Here is a 16,330-nt window from a genome sequence, read left to right on the forward strand (position 1 = left end):
TTTTATTTGATTGTGGCAGGGGTGTGTCTGATATAAACATCCTGTTGTTGGAAGGGGATGATGATACCGGCTTCTGCAAAGGCATGAGCAATAGCAGCACAGAGTCTGCTGTTCACTTCACCAAGCGATTCGCTGTTATTCACCCAAGCGCGCAGTTCAAAATTCATCGTACCCGCCCCAAACCCTAAGAGCAGTGCCGCTGTGGGCGGCATGTCAATAATGTCCCTGTCATTTTTGGCAACAGTTAGTAGCGTTTCAATGACTTTGTTGGGGTCGACATTTTGTGTGGTGGAGAGTGGCACGGTAATGCGACGCTCTTGGCTGGAGCGCGTCCAGTTAATAACTTGATCTGATGTCAGCTTGCCGTTAGGCACAATCACTTCTGCGCCATCTGAGGTGCGAATAATGCTGCAGCGCATGCCTATGTGCATGACTTGCCCGTTAACTGTGCCGCACTGAACGGTGTCTGCTTGTTTGATGTTTTGTTCGAACAGCAGAATGAGACCGGAAGTAAAATTGCTGACGACATCTTGCAGGCCAATGCCGATACCAACACCCAAGGCGCCGGCCATGATCGCGAGTTTAGATAAATCTAATCCCGTCATGCTAATTGCAGTGAAAAAACCAATCAGCACGATGAAGTATTGCATTAGTGTGCCGATTGCCTCTGGAACACCGCGCGCCATGTTGGTTCTAGGGGCAATATCTTCCGTCAAAATAAAGCGCAGCAATTGCGATAATTTGAAGGATAGCCAAATCGTAATAGCGACAGAGAGAAAGTCACCTACCGAAATAGATAAGCTGCCAGCGGTAAAGCTTTTTGTAAGAAAAGAAGAAAAGACACTAACGATGCTATCCCAAAGCGCAAATTGTGACAGGGAAAAGTGAATCCATGTTAGTAAAAAAACAAAGGTGATAAATTTGCTGAAATAGCGAATGAGTAATGAGCGATTGCTGCTAATTAAATGACTGAATTCACTGGCCGGCATATAAACAGCAGCAACCGCAATATCATTGAGAATACCGGCTAGCACAGCTAGGCAGAGTGCGGCGTAAGTGGCATGTGCCATGCCAGTTAAAATAAATTGCGATAGCGTTACTGCACCTAGGATGTTGCCAATCATGGCAATCAGTACGGCAAATAAAGATAGCCAAAGAGATGCTTGCAGTACCCGCCAGATCGTACGCTTCTTCTCATGCGCAAATGATGTGCGTCGTAAAACATAAATGCAGCCAAAAAATCCAACGATGGCACAGCCAAAAATCCATAGTCTGTGCAGCGCGGGTATGGCGATAGCCAATTCGCCTAATTTATTTACAACAAAAAACAGCGATACCAGCCATGCCATTGGTTTGACGGAGGTGGCTAGCCTTGGTATGCCAAGATGCAAAATTGGAAAGATTAATAGCAGGAGTAATATGTATTTTAGAGGTTGAGGTGGATTTGGAAGAATAAATAATGCGGAAAAAATAGCAAAGGCTGTGACCGTAGAAATAGGCTTTCCAAAAGTGGGAGTTTAAGCCCAATGCCAATATGATCCTTTTGGTTTTTATTGTTGAGCTGGCGTAGTTTTTTTATAAAGAAGATAATTCCAAAGACTGCGCCGACAATAAACTGCAAATGAAATAAATAGCGAACGCTGTAGTGGCTTAGTAGTTTTGTTTGTATTTGGAAAGAATGTTTTGCACTATCGTCAATTTGAAAGTCATCTAGCGCAATTTTCCAGATGGGTGGTTGGATGTTGTTGAGCAGATTGCTTTGCAAATAGATTTCATCATTCTTCAGTGATGCTTGTGCGTCATCACACTGGTCAATCAGTTCTTGCCATTCCTGTTCTAATGTCAGTGCTTCTTGCAGGGGTATAGAGAGTTGTTTGCGCAAGCTCGAAATAGAACTCATTGCTGTTTTTAGGGTGTTGCCATCGTAGATCAGCTCTGGCGTGTATGTTACCTGTGCTTGTGTTTGTTTCCAGGCTTGTTCATCAGTGCTGAGCTGCTCAATGGCGATTTCCAACTCTGATCCGCGCTCGCGAATTTTTTGTTGGTCTTTAACGAGTTGGTCGCGAAAAAAACGCCACTGTGATTGGCTGGTACGAATTTGGTCGATGCTGGACTTTCTGTCGTTAATGATGTTGGTTGTTTGTGTCTGTAAATCGGCAAGCTGTTTTTGGAATTGCATCCAGCGATCATTTAACTCTTCAAACTCAATAGGGTGTGCAGCCATCGGCTTGAGTTTTTCAACGAGCTTTTGCGTGGCCAGTGCCTGATCTGAGATTTTTGTTAAGGTGATGCCCTGTTGTAAGGATGTTCCTGAGGATTCTATGGGTGCGACTATATCTGCGCTCTGTTTTGCGGTCTGAGATAGGGAAATTTCAGGTGCTAGTAGAGTTAAAGCAAGTGCAAAAATATATGATATGTTTTTCATGGTGTTATGTTTCGTGTGCTTGATGTTGTAAATAATCTTTTGTGTTCAATTTTGCTTATGTAGTCTTTGTTTTCACTTCGAAATTTTTCTTCAAAAATATGGTTGATATTTGATCCTATTTTTTTATGCTCACTTTCTGTTATTGGCTCTAAATTTAATTTGTTGCCTGTTATATGATTAATAATTGTTTGTATGCTTTCTTCTGTATTTTCTTTGATATCTTCGTGCCATATATATAAAGGATTTAGTTGATTTTTTTCTATAAATCTATGTATGTATTTCTCGTCATTTAGTATTTCATTTATCCATTTCTTTATTTTTTTCTCATTGTACTGGAGTTGGTTATCTTTATTTATGGTGTTCGTTGAGTGAAAAAAACCTGTTTCTGTTGCAAGGAATAATGATATGCCTTGTGCAACGATGTTTCTGCGCAGTAGGACAATGTAGGACGGTTGGTTAAAGACTTGCTGGATGTTTATCAGGTCTGACAGCATTGAAAGGTGGGTTGCTGTCAGTTCTGCGCCGAAATAATTCTCTCTACTTTTGTGGGTGTTTTGAAGCTCTTGGCAGAACTCGTAGATGTTGTGAGTGTGTTTTGGAAGACCATTCATGGCGGATTGCATGAGATCAGGGTTGAACCATTCTGCTGGGCGGCCAAGTGCTTTTTGTTGGGTGATGAGGTCGGTTAGCCAGCTGCTTCCAGATCTAGGGGTAAATAGAATTAGGTAGGTTTTTGTAGTGCTATCTTGCTCGTTGATATAGGGTGTTGAGAATGCATCACTGATTCTGTTGCGAAGGTTCGGTGTTCCAATGGGAGCTATTGCTGCGTAGTCAGCCAGCGTTGAGCAGTTGTGTTTTTTGAATAACCATTCCCTCCAGTTTGTAGGGTAAATAGGGTTTGGTCGATTGCCTGCAGCTTCTCCCTGTGTGATGAATTCAATCAATGGATTTGTGTCACTGCGCTTTCCTTCCATGTAGGTATGTCTGTACCACTGTAAGGAAAACAGTGGGGATGGTGATTCACCCATTTGATATCCGTTTAGAACAAAATGAATCAGCGGAACGCGGCCTTGACCTGAAAATTTCAGAATATTTTTCTTTCTGCTCTGATACCAGTGTGTATTGAATAGTGGGTGTGGGTTGCGTACGGAAAAATTATGCGCGATATATTCTTCTAGTGGCGATTTATCGGTTTTTATGCCGGATGATTGCTGTTGGTAGAAAGAGGAATCAAAGAGTAAGTGTGTGTTGTACTGCCAGTGGGATGGTTGCAATAGATATTGTTTGATGATCAGTTCTGATGCTGTTAAGTCTTCGTATTTTTTTTCTATTTGTTGTTTAAATAAATCAAGATCAAATAATGGGTGACATGAGATGTTATTTTCTTTAGATGTTACAAAGTGCAGCAGTGTATTAATGTGCGTTTTGTCGTTGTCAATTTGAATTCCAGTGCTTTTTGCGTAGAAGTCAGCATGAAATAAAGGGTGTGTAGATACAGCGTTAGTATGGCCAATTTTCATGTAGTGCACTAAGGGGCAGTGCTGTTGCATGGTTTTTAGGCCTGGGAAGCTAATGAAATACCAATGGTTTGAGAATAAAGGATGTGGGCTGTACTGCGTGTGGCCGCCATTAATGTAATGCATCAGTGGCGATGTGCTCAAATCACTTCCAGTTTGCTGATAATAAAAAGCCGCATCAAATAATGGGTGTGGGTTGATGTTCCAGTATTCTCGATTGCCGAGATAGACTTTCAGCGGTTTGTTGGGAACGGGTAGCCCTGCTTTTTGGCACTGTTCTGCAAAATATTGGTTGTCAAATAATGGGTGAGCCTGCGCTGACTTATCTGAGCCAAACAACCAGTAGTGCAATAATGGTGCGCGTTTTCCTAGCCGGCTCACTGGTGAGTGTGAGCAATACCATTCCAAATCGACGAGACTTGTGCCGTGGCGTAATAGCCAAGTTGCTATTTTTTGTTTTAATTGTTTTAAGTAAGCACGCATGCCCCAAGCTCCCTTTATGGAGGATATCTTATCAATACAGGCTGCTTAGATGTGCTTTCTTCACCTTGTCTGTAGGAGGGGCTGCAGCTGTTTGTTGCTTCAGTGCCGAGGCCAGTGTTTGTAGAGCTTCAGCGGTAGGAGCTGGGCCGCTGCCGAAGAGGTGTCTTTCTAGCGCGTGCCAACTAGGCTGCATGTCGGCTTGGTTTAGGGCGACGCGTCGCTCGGGTGTGTTTGCCCATTCAGTTATAGCGCGGTGTAGGGTGTGTAGATTGTTGTCAGCGATTGCCTGTTGAATATTATTTGCCGTTGAGATTTTTGCTGCAGGTGTTTGTACTTGCGTCTGCGTTATTCCTGCACGCATTTTTCGTTGTAGGTGGTAGATGTACACGGCCAATGCCAGTAACGAGAGCAGCAATATGCCAACGGCTATTTGCCAAAAGTAAGTATTAAGTGGTTTGTTGTTGTTAGATGGCGTTTGCTCCGTGTTGGGTGTGCTGGCGTCAACCGTTGTGTCAATGATGTTGGATTGTGGCGGAGTCGTTATCGCGGCAGACGGTGGCTGTTGTGCCGGTGCATTCGGATTGGGCAGCACATCAATTGTCGATTCTTCCAATACGGCATCGCGCCATTGCGAAGTATTGATGTCGTACCAAGCGATGCGTATTGCAGGCAATACTAGTTTCCCTGCTTGCATGGCAATGATTGCTGCACTGTCTTCACGGGTTCCCGTATTGCCTTGTGATCCAGCTTTGTTTTCAAAAACGGGTTTTTCTGGATAAATTTTAATGTTGTTTGCCTGCATGTCCGGTATTGGCAGCTGTTCGGCGCTCAGACCTTTGGCGCGGATACGGATCGTGCGAGTAAATGCAGTGCCAGCTGTGGCTTGAGAGTGTGTATTGAGCCCAGTAATTTGTTGCAGAATTTCGACCGATTCCGCGGGCAGCCAAGTTTTGTTGTTGGTGTTGGGCGGAGGTATGACTTCCAGTTGCTTTTCTTCTGTATCCAGTGAAACCTCTGTGGGAACAGAAACAAAAAATCCAGAACGGTGCCGCTGTGGTGTATTGATAATGGCTTGAAAAGTTTGTGTCGGAATGGTGATTTTTCCACTCTGTTGTGGAAATAGTGCGTAGCTTTGTTCAATGACCCATTCAGAACGACCATTGGAACCTGTGCGCTGATAGCTGCGGTTGCCAAGGTCTTGCGTAATGACCCCGTTGATGTGGGGTGGTGTTAGGCGCACTTGTGGTGCTCCTGCGCGCGAAACAAAACGCCATGCAACAACAGCTTGTTGTTGCGTAAAGATAGTCGTTTTATCTAAAGCAGTTTCTGTATAAACCTGTTGGTCGGTTTGTGTTGCACCAGCAGATTTTTCAGTCACTTCAATACCGATGGCTTCGCTGGTGTCGCCATTGATGGCAAAACTAGGAATTGAAAGCTGTCCCGTGCGTTTGGGAGATAGTTCGTATTCCCAAGTCGTGTTGCCAGAAACATCGCCGTTGATGATGCGTATACCTGAGCTGGTGCCTTGTCTGCGGATATTGAACTGTTTTGCCAATTCGCTCGTGTCAGGTTTTTCGCTAGTTCTTTCGTCGTATTTCAGGGTGAGTGTCAGTGTTTCATTGCGGCTGATTTGTGTGCTGTCTACCTCAGCCGTTAGGGCGCCTGCCAATAAGCTGGGCGAGAAGAGCAGTAAAAAAAGCAAGTGTGCGAGTCTCACCAGCGATCCCCCCCGTTATCTGCAGAGTTTGTTCCTTGCTGTTGTTGCAGTTGGTAGTAATAGTCAAATTTGTTGCGCAGCAGTCCACCTGGGTCATCCGGCACTACATTGAGCATCTGTTTAACGGCTTGTTGCTGCTCGTTATTCATCTGGCTATTTGCAGTGGCTTCTGCAGATTTTGGCTCTGTTTTTTGTTCCTGTTCAGATTCGCTGGCTTTGTTGTTTTCTGGTTGTTGTTCTTGTGCGGAGTTTTGTTCTTTGCTCTGCTGCTCTTTTTGTTTCTCAGTGTTTTCTTGCCGCTGTTGATCCTGCTGTGCTTGCTGTTTTTCCTGTTCAGTGTTTTCTTTGGAATCGTTAGCCGTATTCTCGTTGTTATTCTGCTGATTCTGCTGATTCTGCTGATTCTGCTGATTCTGCTGATTCTGCTGATTCTGCTGATTCTGCTGATTCTGCTGATTCTGCTGATTCTGCTGATTCTGCTGATTCTGCTGATTCTGCTGATTCTGCTGATTCTGCTGATTCTGCTGATTCTGCTGATTCTGCTGATTCTGCTGATTCTGCTGATTCTGCTGATTCTGCTGATTCTGCTGATTCTGCTGATTCTGCTGATTGTCTTGGTTTTGTTGATCGTTATTTTGCTGCTTCTGTTGCTCCAGCAGTTTCTTCACGAGATCGCGATTAAAGACGGCGTCTTCCAGCTTGGGATTTTGTTTCAAGGCTTTTTCGTAGCTGCTAATAGCGCCCTGCAAGTCGTTGGATTTTGCCTGTGCATTGCCTTTGTTATACAGAGAGGCAGTATCGCTGCCTGTTGCAAAATGTGCGGCAGCTTCTTTGTGTTGTCCGTTTTGGTATTCCGCATAGGCTTTCCATTGCGGGTTTTGGAACTGTTGCGCGGCGGTTTTGGTGTCGCCTTTTTCTAAGGCTTTAGCCGCCTGTTGATCCGGTGTCTGCCACCAATCATTCCAGTGTTTAGGCAGTTCTGCGTGCGCATTTTCTTGATACAAAAACAGTGCTAGCGGTAATACACAGACCACTGCGCCGCGTCGAAAGAAAAGCAGTGCAACTAACAAGCAGGGAAAAACCAGCCAGTAGCCGCTGTCCAGCCAATGTTCAATATTGCGCTGGTCGTTACGCTTGTTGTTGCTATTGGTCAATGCGTTGGAAGGTTTGGAGAGTGGTGCAATGTCTGCATCATCGGCGCGCAAACTACTGTAATAGCCACCGTTGTTTGACGCTAATTTTTTAGAATGTCTTCCTCTAAAGGATTCATCACGATTTTACCCTGCGCATCTTCGACAAAACCGCCATTGCGCAGTGGAATGGGCGCGCCTTCTGCGGTGCCGATGCCAATAACATTGAGCTCGATGCTGGTATTGCGCAGCTGCTTGTGAATGCTGTCGAGTGCTGCAGGCACTACACCATCAGTCACCAAGAGCAAGCGTCCGCGTTGAAAATTGGCGTTGTGCAGCAGTTGGATAGCTGCACTAACTGCATCTTCTGCGCGGCTGCCTATTTTTGGCATGATCGTAGGTTCAAGTGTATTGACGAGTGTTGCGATGGTATTTGTATCGTCTGAAAGCGGTGTAACAATGTGCGCGCTGCCAGAGTAAACAATCAATGCGGTATAGCCTTCCTGTCGTTCACGCAGTAAGTCGAGCAGTTTGAAATGTGCCGCTTGTATGCGGCTGGGTTTTACATCGGTAGCGAGCATGGATGGCGAGAGATCTAGAATCACTACCAAGGCATCTGCATTTTTTAATACAGGCTGTTCGGTTTTTTCAAAGCTGGGGCCAGCCAAACTTATGGTAGAAAAAATCCAAGCGCACAGCAGCGCATACCATGGCCATTGGCGTTTTTTTTCAGATTGATTTTCTAGCAGTGCATTGAGCAGTGCGGGGTCGATAACGCTTTTCCATTGATTGCTGTTGGCTTTGCGACGCAACAGGAGAACAAAAAGTGCCACGGCGGGAATAATTGCCAAGAGCCACAACGGTCGCAGCCAGTGAAAGTCTGCCAGCGAAAGAAAATCAAGCAGCGTAGTCATTTTCTTTCCATCGCAGAGAGTGGCGCAGCGTTGTTAAGGCGGCGAAAAAACTGAGGAGTAGTGCGCACGCTAAAGGCCAGTAAAACCATTCGGTGATTGGGCGCAGTGTCTCTTGTTTACCTGCAACAGGTTCTAGTTGATCTAGCTCGCGGTAAATTTGATCAAGCTGCTCCGTGTTGCGTGCACGGAAATAACGGCCACCGGTTTCTTGCGCAATATCGGTGAGTGTTTTTTCGTCTAGGTCACTAGATGGGTTGACAGTTTGTATGCCAAAGAATGTTCGGCGTGTCATTTCGTCCGCGCCTATGCCGACGGTGTAAATTTTAATTCCCATCGTTTTGGCAATCTCGGTGCCTTGCAGTGGTGATAAGGCGCCTGTGGTATTAGCGCCATCGGTGAGCAAAATCATCACACTGTTTTTTTGTTTTTGATCTTCCAAACGCTTCGCGGAGAGGGCGATGCCATCGCCAATAGCAGTTTGTTCGCCAGCAAAACCCAGCTGAGCCTCCTGTAGTTGCTGTGCCAAGGTTGTGTGATCAAAAGTGAGCGGTGTTTGTAGATAGGCGCGACTACCGAATAAAACTAGACCGAGCCTATCGCCGGTGCGGCGTTGTGCAAAATCGCCCACCACTTTTTTTATGGCATCAATGCGCTGCGCGGGTTCGCCGTCCAGTTGCATATCTTCTGCTTGCATGCTGGGAGAAATATCAACCACCAACAACAGATTACGGCCCGAAGTAGGAATGCTGACGGGTTCGCCTATCCACTGTGGGCGTGTGACAGAAAACACTAACAGTAGCCATATCAGCCACAACCACCACGGTGCCGCTTCTGTTTGTTTCAGTGTGCTGCTTTTTTCTTTTGGCGCATTGAGTAGGGTGTCGATTGCGGGAAAAAAAAGTGCAGTGTGTTGTTGTGATTCGCTCGGTTTTACTAAGTGTCGCACTAAAAAAGGCAGCGGCAGCAAGCACAGCAGCCACGGCCAGTGCAGGGAAAATGTGTTGTTGTGGAAAAAAGACAGCCATTCAGCCAGCATGTTATCGCTCCACGGCCGGCAAAGTTTTTAGCCATGCTTTTGACTGTGTAATCAGTGCTTGCATGGCAGACGCAGAGGGTGGCGTGCCGCTGTAGAGATTATTGCTGAGCAGTTCACAGCTGGTGTCATCCAGCGCTGGCAGCACATTTTTTTTGCGTGAATTTTTTTTATGTTCACTGAGAGAAAGCTGCATCAGGCTTTCCCAGTTTTGCGTGCCTGCACGCTCACGCCCCCAAGCGCACACGGCGGCTCGGCGCAAAATTTCTGCTATTTCTTGCAGTTGTTGCGTTTCTGATAGTGCATGTGTGGCATCAATCAATTGTGCGGCTTCGCGTTGATAGGCGGTGTTGCGAAAGTGAATCCGGCGTTTCCAGAAAAAAATCAATAAGCCAACGATGCTTAGCAAGAGCAGAGTTGCCAGAATCCACCAGCCAGGTGCGAGTGGCCACCAAGTGATTGGCTCTGGGGCTATCAATGGTTTTAGATCAGCCAGTGCATCAGCGTTCATCAGTAGCACCGGCTTGTTTTCCAGCGGTAAAAAACTGCCGCAGTGAAGAAAAAATACCAGCATCCGTTTGCAGCGCAAGCAGGGGTATTTTCAATGTGCGCATGGCTGCAGCTACCGTTTGGTAATGATGTTGGCGCTGCTGTTGATAGTGAGCGAGCCGTTGTGTGTCTTGTGTATCCAGCGCAATTGTTTGATTGCCAGAGCGAAGGTTCACCAAGCCAATCGCGGGCAATTGTTTTTCTAAAATATCGTGAATGTGGATAGCAAAACACTGACTGTGGCGCACGACAGGGTGCAACGCTTGTTGGCACTGAGTGTTCCAATCGTGAAAATCACTGAGCATGATGACGCAAGTGCCTGGCCGCACGAGTACGCGCAGTTGTTGCATGGCTTGTTGCCACGGTGTCGATACGGAGCTTGGTGTGTTGCTTGCGTGTTGCTCATCCAGTGCAATGATTTGTCGGAACAGTTGCAACAAGGTATGGCGGCTGCGCTGCGGTTTAATATCCATAACGCCGTTGTCGCTGATCAGTAGCGCGCCGATGCGATCGCCAGATGCCACGGCTGCCCACGCGAGCAATGCCGCCGCATTAGCAGCCAAAACCGATTTGAAGCAGCGGCGTGAGCCGAAGTACATGCCGCTGCGCAGATCAATTACCAACAAAACAGGGCGTTCTTTTTCTTCGTGAAAAATTTTGGTGTGCATTTTTCCGGTGCGCGCTGTCACGCGCCAGTCCACAGAGCGCACATCGTCGCCTGCTTGGTACAGTCGCACCTCATCAAAATCAATGCCGCGCCCACGCAGCGTTGAGCGCTGGGTGCCAGAAAGTTGCGAACTATTGCTGCGGCTTTCCAGAGGAATATACGCGGCGGCCAATTGCCAGCGCAGTAAATTATGCAAGACGATGCGTGTGCCGCGAGGCTCCAGTGCGCTCAACGCTGTTTTGTTCTGCACTGCGTTTGTTTGTGTAGTGGAATTGGGTTTCATGCGGATTAAACAACAGGCACCAAGGCCAGCAGACGCTGAATCAAACTGTCTACGCTGTGGCCTTCCGCTTCTGCTTCAAAACTGGGAATGATGCGGTGGCGTAATACATCGGGCGCGAGTGCTTTTACATCCTCTGGCGTCACAAAATCGCGCCCCGCTAACCAAGCGCGTGCACGCGCGCAGCGATCCAGTGCAATCGTGGCGCGCGGGCTGGCGCCGTATTCAATTAAGCGCGCTAGTGAAGCGTCATATTTTTCTGGCGTGCGCGTGGCGAGCACAAGCTGCACAAGATATTCTTCCACGCTGTCTGCCATGTGAATATTGAGTGCCGCTTTGCGTGCAATCAGTAAATCGGCTTCGTTGAGCGGTGTTGGCGCGGCGTGGTCGCTACTTTGTTTGGCTTCGCTGCGCGCCAATTGCAAAATGGATTTTTCTGTTTCTGCATTCGGGTAATGCACATTCACCTGCATTAAAAAACGATCCAACTGTGCTTCTGGCAGCGGGTAAGTACCTTCTTGCTCGATGGGGTTTTGTGTTGCCATCACCAAAAAACTGGCGGCAGTGCATACGTTTGGTTGCCCACACTCACTTGCCGTTCTGCCATCGCTTCCAGCAGCGCTGCTTGCACTTTGGCTGGTGCGCGATTGATTTCATCGGCCAATACTAAATTGTGAAAAATCGGGCCGTTGCGAAATTCAAAGCGCGCTTCTTCGGGGCGGTAAATGTCGCTACCGGTGATGTCGGAGGGCAATAAATCAGGTGTGAATTGAATGCGTTGAAATGTGCCGCTCAGCACGCTGGTCAATTCACGGATGGCCTTGGTTTTTGCCAAGCCTGGCGCGCCTTCTACTAACAGGTGGCCGTCGGCGAGCAGGGCGATCATCAAGCGCTCAACCAGTGCCGTTTGGCCGAGGATGCGCGTCTCCAGCCACTGCCGGTGTGCGATGAAGTGCTGTTGCAGGGTTGTGGGATCAGTCATGGGCTTCTCAAAATGAGGTTGAGTGTGTGGCAAAGACATAGAGGTCTCTCCCGAGTTCCCGTTTCTGTTGCGTGACACGGAAAACAAACGGTTGATTTTGCGGAATGTGCGGTTGTTGGGGGGGGGGGGGAGATGTGAGACAATGATCACACTTTGTTTGTGTCACTGTTGGAGTTCTTTTTATGAGAAACCATTTGAAGCGCGTATCGTGGGTACAGCACACTTTATTCGCCACCCTGTTGTCTTTATTTTCTGGGCATCTATGGGCAGAAGGCAGTGCGCAGTTGGGCACATCCTCCGGCTTTAGAACATCAACAGTGGCTTATGTGGATATTGTGAATTCTTCGGTCGAGCGCATTCGTTGGCAAACTACACAGGCTAATACACAGCGCTTAAGAATTTACCGACCAGATGGTACGGTTTTTAATAACGCACTGGCTAAAAACACCACATCAGCCGCTTTGGATGGTGGTAATGGTAAGTACAGAGTGGAGCTTAGAGACAGCAATCCAGCCAATGGCGTGACATGGGACATTGCTGTGGTTGACGCAGGTGGCACAGTGCAGCCCGGCGGTCGCCTTAACTCCATTCAGTGGAATTTTAATACCGGAAGTTATGGTAGTGCGACGGCGCTTGATAGTTCGTTCTATACACTGGTGCCAACGGGCCCTACCACTAACGCCACTGTGGAGTTGAAATTAGACGGTTTTCAGGGATTTGATTACTCCATTTACGCCAATAAAACGGGTGTCAACGGTGCCAATGCTGGCAAAAGCGTGCCTACATCGGGCAACACAGTTACTCCGCAATATTCCATCTATCTGTCTGTTCCTCAGTTATCTACTTTTAGCTCACTAACGCCAACTGTATCAACGCCCACTTTTACACCCACTACACCCAACTGCAACAGTGGTTCAGCTACCGTGGGTGGAGGCAATGCCGGTGACTTCACTTTTACAACAGATATTGAGGGTACTTACGGGCTTATCTGTGACTTGAACGGAGACAGCATTTTTGATGAAACCAGTAATCAAGACCTATATTTAACAGGCAGTGCTACTGCTGGCAGCAATACCATTACTTGGGATGGTAAAGACGAGAGTGGCAATGATGTGTCTACCGGCAACTACCAATGCAAAGTCAGGGTTGCGGTGGGGGAATCGCATTATCCTTTCCGAGATGTAGAAACCACTTACCAAGGTTTGCGCCTGTTCCAAGTAAACAGTGATCTCAGCCGCACCGCGCTGAACATGTATTGGGACGATAACTTGGTGCAGGCCAATGAAGCCAGCATGCCGGCAGGTGACGCAGGCAGCGGTGTGGGTACCATGCCGAATGGTCAAGTGTCGCTAGCAACATCGGGTGCAAGTGGCATCAATTCCGGCAACTACAGTGATCCATTTGCAGCCAATACCAATGCGCGCGCTTGGGGGAATTACAACGGCAGCGGCTTGAGTAAAGGTAATGATGCCTTTTTGGATACCTATACCTTTACCAGTGGTATGACCAGCGGCACGGTGACACTCTCGGTAATCAATTCAACTGCTGATGCCGATAGCGATGGACTGACTGATCTGGCTGAGATCTGTACACATGGCACGGATCCTAACGATAACGATACCGATAATGACGGCCTGACAGACGGCTCTGAAATCAACACGCATGGCACAGACCCTAATGATCCTGATACGGATGGTGACGGTTTGACCGATGGCTATGAAGTCAATACCAGCCTGACAAACCCACTGTTGAAAGATACGGATGGCGATGGCATAGATGACGGTAACGGTGTAACGACCAATGTTGTGTTGGATAACTGCGCGCTAATAGCCAACCCCACCCAGTCTGATATTGACGGCGATGGTTTGGGTGACGCTTGTGACAGCGATATGGATGGCGATGGCGTGCCGAACGGCACCGACAACTGTCCGTCTGTGCCGAACCCGGCTCAGACAGATACGGATTCTGATGGCGTAGGTGACGCGTGTGATTTTACGCCGCAAACCATCACGGTAACGACACCGGCACCAGGCAGTGCAGAGAGTATGGTGATACTTTCCCTGTGGCCGCCACAGCGAGCTCTGGCTTGCCTGTTAGCATCACAGCCAGCGGCATCTGCTCTGGTTCAGGTACCGGCAGCGCAACTATCACTATGACCAGCAGTACCGGCACCTGTACCGTGACCTATAACCAAGCAGGAGACGGCACTTACGCGGCAGCGCCACAGGTGACTTCATCCACCACGGCCACGAAAGCGTCACAAACCATCACCGTGACCACGCCAGCGCCAGCCACGGCTGACTTTGGCGACACCTTCACCGTGGCGGCGACCTCTAGCTCGGGCGATCCAGTGGTGGTGACCACCACAGGTGGCTGTAGCAATGTGGGTAACGATGTGACGATCACCAGCAGCAGCGTGCCTTGCGTGGTGCATTACAACCAAGCGGGCAATGGCAACTATGACCCTGCGCCAGAAGTGACCAACACCAGCACTACCGGCAAAGCATCACAAACCATCACGGTGACCACGCCAGCGCCAGCCACGGCTGACTTTGGCGATACCTTTACCGTGGCGGCGACCTCCAGCTCAGGTGATGCGGTAGTGGTGACCACCACCGGTGGCTGTACGAATGTCGGCAACGATGTGACGATCACCAGCAGCAGCGTGCCTTGCGTGGTGCATTACAACCAAGCGGGCAATGGCAACTATGACCCTGCGCCAGAAGTGACCAACACCAGCACTACCGGCAAAGCATCACAAACCATCACGGTGACCACGCCAGCGCCAGCCACAGCTGACTTTGGCGATACCTTTACCGTGGCGGCGACCTCCAGCTCTGGCGATGCGGTAGTGGTGACCACCACCGGTGGCTGTACGAATGTCGGCAACGATGTGACGATCACCAGCAGCAGCGTGCCTTGCGTGGTGCATTACAACTGCCAGCCAGCACCAACTACGATGCGGCACCGGAAGTGACCGATACCAGCACCACCGGCAAAGCGTCACAAACCATCACGGTAACCACGCCAGCGCCAGCGACCGCGGATTTTGGCGATGTGTTCACTGTGGCAGCTACTTCCAGCTCCGGCGATGCGGTAGTGGTGACCACCACCGGTGGCTGTACGAATGTCGGCAACGATGTGACGATCACCAGCAGCAGCGTGCCTTGCGTGGTGCATTACAACCTGCCAGGCAGCACCAACTACGATCCCGCGCCAGAAGTGACCAATACCAGCACCACCGGCAAAGCGTCACAAACCATCACGGTAACCACGCCCGCGCCAGCGACCGCGGATTTTGGCGATGTGTTCACTGTGGCAGCTACTTCCAGCTCCGGCGATGCGGTAGTGGTGACCACCACCGGTGGCTGTACGAATGTCGGCAACGATGTGACGATCACCAGCAGCAGCGTGCCTTGCGTGGTGCATTACAACGCGCCAGCCAGCACCAACTACGATGCCGCACCGGAAGTGACCAATACCAGCACCACCGGCAAAGCGTCACAAACCATCACGGTAACCACGCCCGCGCCAGCGACCGCGGATTTTGGCGATACCTTCACCGTGGCGGCGACCTCTAGCTCCGGGCGATGCAGTAGTGGTGACCACCACGGGTGGCTGTAGCAATGTAGGCAACGATGTGACGATCACCAGCAGCAGCGTGCCTTGCGTGGTGCATTACAACGTGCCAGCCAGCACCAACTACGATGCGGCACCGGAAGTGACCGATACCAGCACCACCGGCAAAGCGTCACAAACCATCACGGTGACCACGCCCGCGCCAGCGACCGCGGATTTTGGCGATACCTTCACCGTCGCGGCAACCTCCAGTTCAGGTGATGCGGTAGTGGTGACCACCACCGGTGGCTGTACGAATGTCGGCAACGATGTGACGATCACCAGCAGCAGCGTGCCTTGCGTGGTGCATTACAACGTGCCAGCCAGCACCAACTACGATGCGGCACCGGAAGTGACCGATACCAGCACCACCGGCAAAGCGTCACAAACCATCACGGTGACCACGCCCGCGCCAGCCACGGCTGACTTTGGCGACACCTTCACCGTGGCGGCGAACTCCAGTTCGGGCGATCCAGTGGTGGTGACCACCACGGGTGGCTGTAGCAATGTAGGCAACGATGTGACGATCACCAGCAGCAGCGTGCCTTGCGTGGTGCATTACAACGTGCCAGCCAGCACCAACTACGATGCGGCACCGGAAGTGACCGATACCAGCACCACCGGCAAAGCGTCACAAACCATCACGGTGACCACGCCCGCGCCAGCGACCGCGGATTTTGGCGATACCTTCACCGTCGCGGCAACCTCCAGTTCAGGTGATGCGGTAGTGGTGACCACCACCGGTGGCTGTACGAATGTCGGCAACGATGTGACGATCACCAGCAGCAGCGTGCCTTGCGTGGTGCATTACAACGTGCCAGCCAGCACCAACTACGATGCGGCACCGGAAGTGACCGATACCAGCACCACCGGCAAAGCGTCACAAACCATCACGGTGACCACGCCCGCGCCAGCCACGGCTGACTTTGGCGACACCTTCACCGTCGCGGCGACCTCTAGCTCGGGCGATCCAGTGGTGGTGACCACCGCGGTGGCTGTAGCAATGTAGGCAACG

Annotated in this window: 13 protein-coding genes and 1 pseudogene; 4 read left to right on the forward strand and 10 right to left on the reverse strand. The window is 49.6% G+C overall.

The genetic code is table 11. The annotated features are described in order from the left end of the window. Window positions 1-2: 2 nt before the first annotated feature. The 10 genes and pseudogenes from IPK30_09920 to IPK30_09965 all read right to left on the reverse strand — a co-directional run bounded on the left by IPK30_09920 (window position 3) and on the right by IPK30_09965 (window position 11,697). Window positions 3-1,349 carry a mechanosensitive ion channel gene (locus IPK30_09920; GenBank protein MBK8103566.1) on the reverse strand — a complete coding sequence of 449 codons (1,347 nt, stop codon included), beginning with the start codon at window positions 1,347-1,349 and terminating at the stop codon, window positions 3-5. A 77-nt stretch (window positions 1,350-1,426) separates the two neighbouring features. After that, window positions 1,427-2,425 carry a hypothetical protein gene (locus IPK30_09925; protein ID MBK8103567.1) on the reverse strand — a complete coding sequence of 333 codons (999 nt, stop codon included), beginning with the start codon at window positions 2,423-2,425 and terminating at the stop codon, window positions 1,427-1,429. Further along, window positions 2,422-4,425: a hypothetical protein gene (locus IPK30_09930; GenBank protein MBK8103568.1), complete on the reverse strand. Its 2,004-nt coding sequence runs from the start codon at window positions 4,423-4,425 to the stop codon at window positions 2,422-2,424. Before IPK30_09930 ends, IPK30_09925 begins: the two co-directional genes overlap by 4 nt. A 31-nt stretch (window positions 4,426-4,456) precedes the next feature. Beyond that, window positions 4,457-6,142 carry a BatD family protein gene (locus IPK30_09935; GenBank protein MBK8103569.1) on the reverse strand — a complete coding sequence of 562 codons (1,686 nt, stop codon included), beginning with the start codon at window positions 6,140-6,142 and terminating at the stop codon, window positions 4,457-4,459. Beyond that, window positions 6,139-7,347, reverse strand: a complete 1,209-nt coding sequence (locus IPK30_09940; protein ID MBK8103570.1) for a tetratricopeptide repeat protein — start codon at window positions 7,345-7,347, stop codon at window positions 6,139-6,141. Before IPK30_09940 ends, IPK30_09935 begins: the two co-directional genes overlap by 4 nt. Before the next feature lie 29 nt (window positions 7,348-7,376). Beyond that, on the reverse strand, window positions 7,377-8,186 hold the full coding sequence (locus IPK30_09945) for a VWA domain-containing protein (GenBank protein MBK8103571.1): 810 nt from the start codon (window positions 8,184-8,186) through the stop codon (window positions 7,377-7,379). Further along, window positions 8,170-9,222 (reverse strand): VWA domain-containing protein, encoded by a 1,053-nt coding sequence (locus tag IPK30_09950; GenBank protein MBK8103572.1) that lies wholly within the window; start codon window positions 9,220-9,222, stop codon window positions 8,170-8,172. The genes IPK30_09945 and IPK30_09950 overlap by 17 nt, the downstream gene beginning before the upstream one ends. 1 nt (window position 9,223) lies before the next feature. After that, window positions 9,224-9,730, reverse strand: coding sequence for a DUF4381 domain-containing protein (locus IPK30_09955; GenBank protein MBK8103573.1), 507 nt, complete (start codon window positions 9,728-9,730; stop codon window positions 9,224-9,226). Next, entirely contained in the window at window positions 9,720-10,718 is a 999-nt protein-coding gene (locus IPK30_09960) for a DUF58 domain-containing protein (protein ID MBK8103574.1), read from the reverse strand. The genes IPK30_09955 and IPK30_09960 overlap by 11 nt, the downstream gene beginning before the upstream one ends. Before the next feature lie 5 nt (window positions 10,719-10,723). Further along, window positions 10,724-11,697, reverse strand: a pseudogene (locus IPK30_09965) (MoxR family ATPase). A gap of 182 nt (window positions 11,698-11,879) precedes the next feature. On the opposite strand from IPK30_09965, the gene IPK30_09970 reads away from it, so the two are divergent. Genes IPK30_09970 through IPK30_09985 form a run of 4 tightly spaced genes read left to right on the forward strand, consistent with a single transcriptional unit; the run spans window position 11,880 to window position 16,324 of the window. Continuing rightward, entirely contained in the window at window positions 11,880-13,853 is a 1,974-nt protein-coding gene (locus IPK30_09970; protein ID MBK8103575.1) for a thrombospondin type 3 repeat-containing protein, read from the forward strand. Then, on the forward strand, window positions 13,850-14,674 hold the full coding sequence (locus tag IPK30_09975; protein ID MBK8103576.1) for a hypothetical protein: 825 nt from the start codon (window positions 13,850-13,852) through the stop codon (window positions 14,672-14,674). Before IPK30_09970 ends, IPK30_09975 begins: the two co-directional genes overlap by 4 nt. Further along, window positions 14,617-15,321: a hypothetical protein gene (locus IPK30_09980; GenBank protein ID MBK8103577.1), complete on the forward strand. Its 705-nt coding sequence runs from the start codon at window positions 14,617-14,619 to the stop codon at window positions 15,319-15,321. The genes IPK30_09975 and IPK30_09980 overlap by 58 nt, the downstream gene beginning before the upstream one ends. Further along, a complete protein-coding gene (locus IPK30_09985) occupies window positions 15,299-16,324 on the forward strand; it encodes a hypothetical protein (GenBank protein ID MBK8103578.1) in 1,026 nt (341 codons plus the stop codon). Before IPK30_09980 ends, IPK30_09985 begins: the two co-directional genes overlap by 23 nt. Window positions 16,325-16,330 lie beyond the last annotated feature (6 nt).

It is taken from the genome of Cellvibrionales bacterium (assembly GCA_016713115.1).
GTDB lineage: Bacteria > Pseudomonadota > Gammaproteobacteria > Pseudomonadales > UBA7239 > UBA7239.

What these genes read in the sequence shown, in the direction of transcription:
- IPK30_09925 (MBK8103567.1), bottom strand. Translation starts at nt 2,425, where the DNA reads ATGAAAAACATATCATATATTTTTGCACTTGCTTTAACTCTACTAGCA.
- IPK30_09955 (MBK8103573.1), bottom strand. Translation starts at nt 9,730, where the DNA reads ATGAACGCTGATGCACTGGCTGATCTAAAACCATTGATAGCCCCAGAG.
- IPK30_09950 (MBK8103572.1), bottom strand. Translation starts at nt 9,222, where the DNA reads ATGCTGGCTGAATGGCTGTCTTTTTTCCACAACAACACATTTTCCCTG.
- IPK30_09975 (MBK8103576.1), top strand. Translation starts at nt 13,850, where the DNA reads ATGACCAGCAGTACCGGCACCTGTACCGTGACCTATAACCAAGCAGGA.
- IPK30_09970 (MBK8103575.1), top strand. Translation starts at nt 11,880, where the DNA reads ATGAGAAACCATTTGAAGCGCGTATCGTGGGTACAGCACACTTTATTC.
- IPK30_09930 (MBK8103568.1), bottom strand. Translation starts at nt 4,425, where the DNA reads ATGCGTGCTTACTTAAAACAATTAAAACAAAAAATAGCAACTTGGCTA.
- IPK30_09960 (MBK8103574.1), bottom strand. Translation starts at nt 10,718, where the DNA reads ATGAAACCCAATTCCACTACACAAACAAACGCAGTGCAGAACAAAACA.
- IPK30_09945 (MBK8103571.1), bottom strand. Translation starts at nt 8,186, where the DNA reads ATGACTACGCTGCTTGATTTTCTTTCGCTGGCAGACTTTCACTGGCTG.
- IPK30_09920 (MBK8103566.1), bottom strand. Translation starts at nt 1,349, where the DNA reads ATGGCATGGCTGGTATCGCTGTTTTTTGTTGTAAATAAATTAGGCGAA.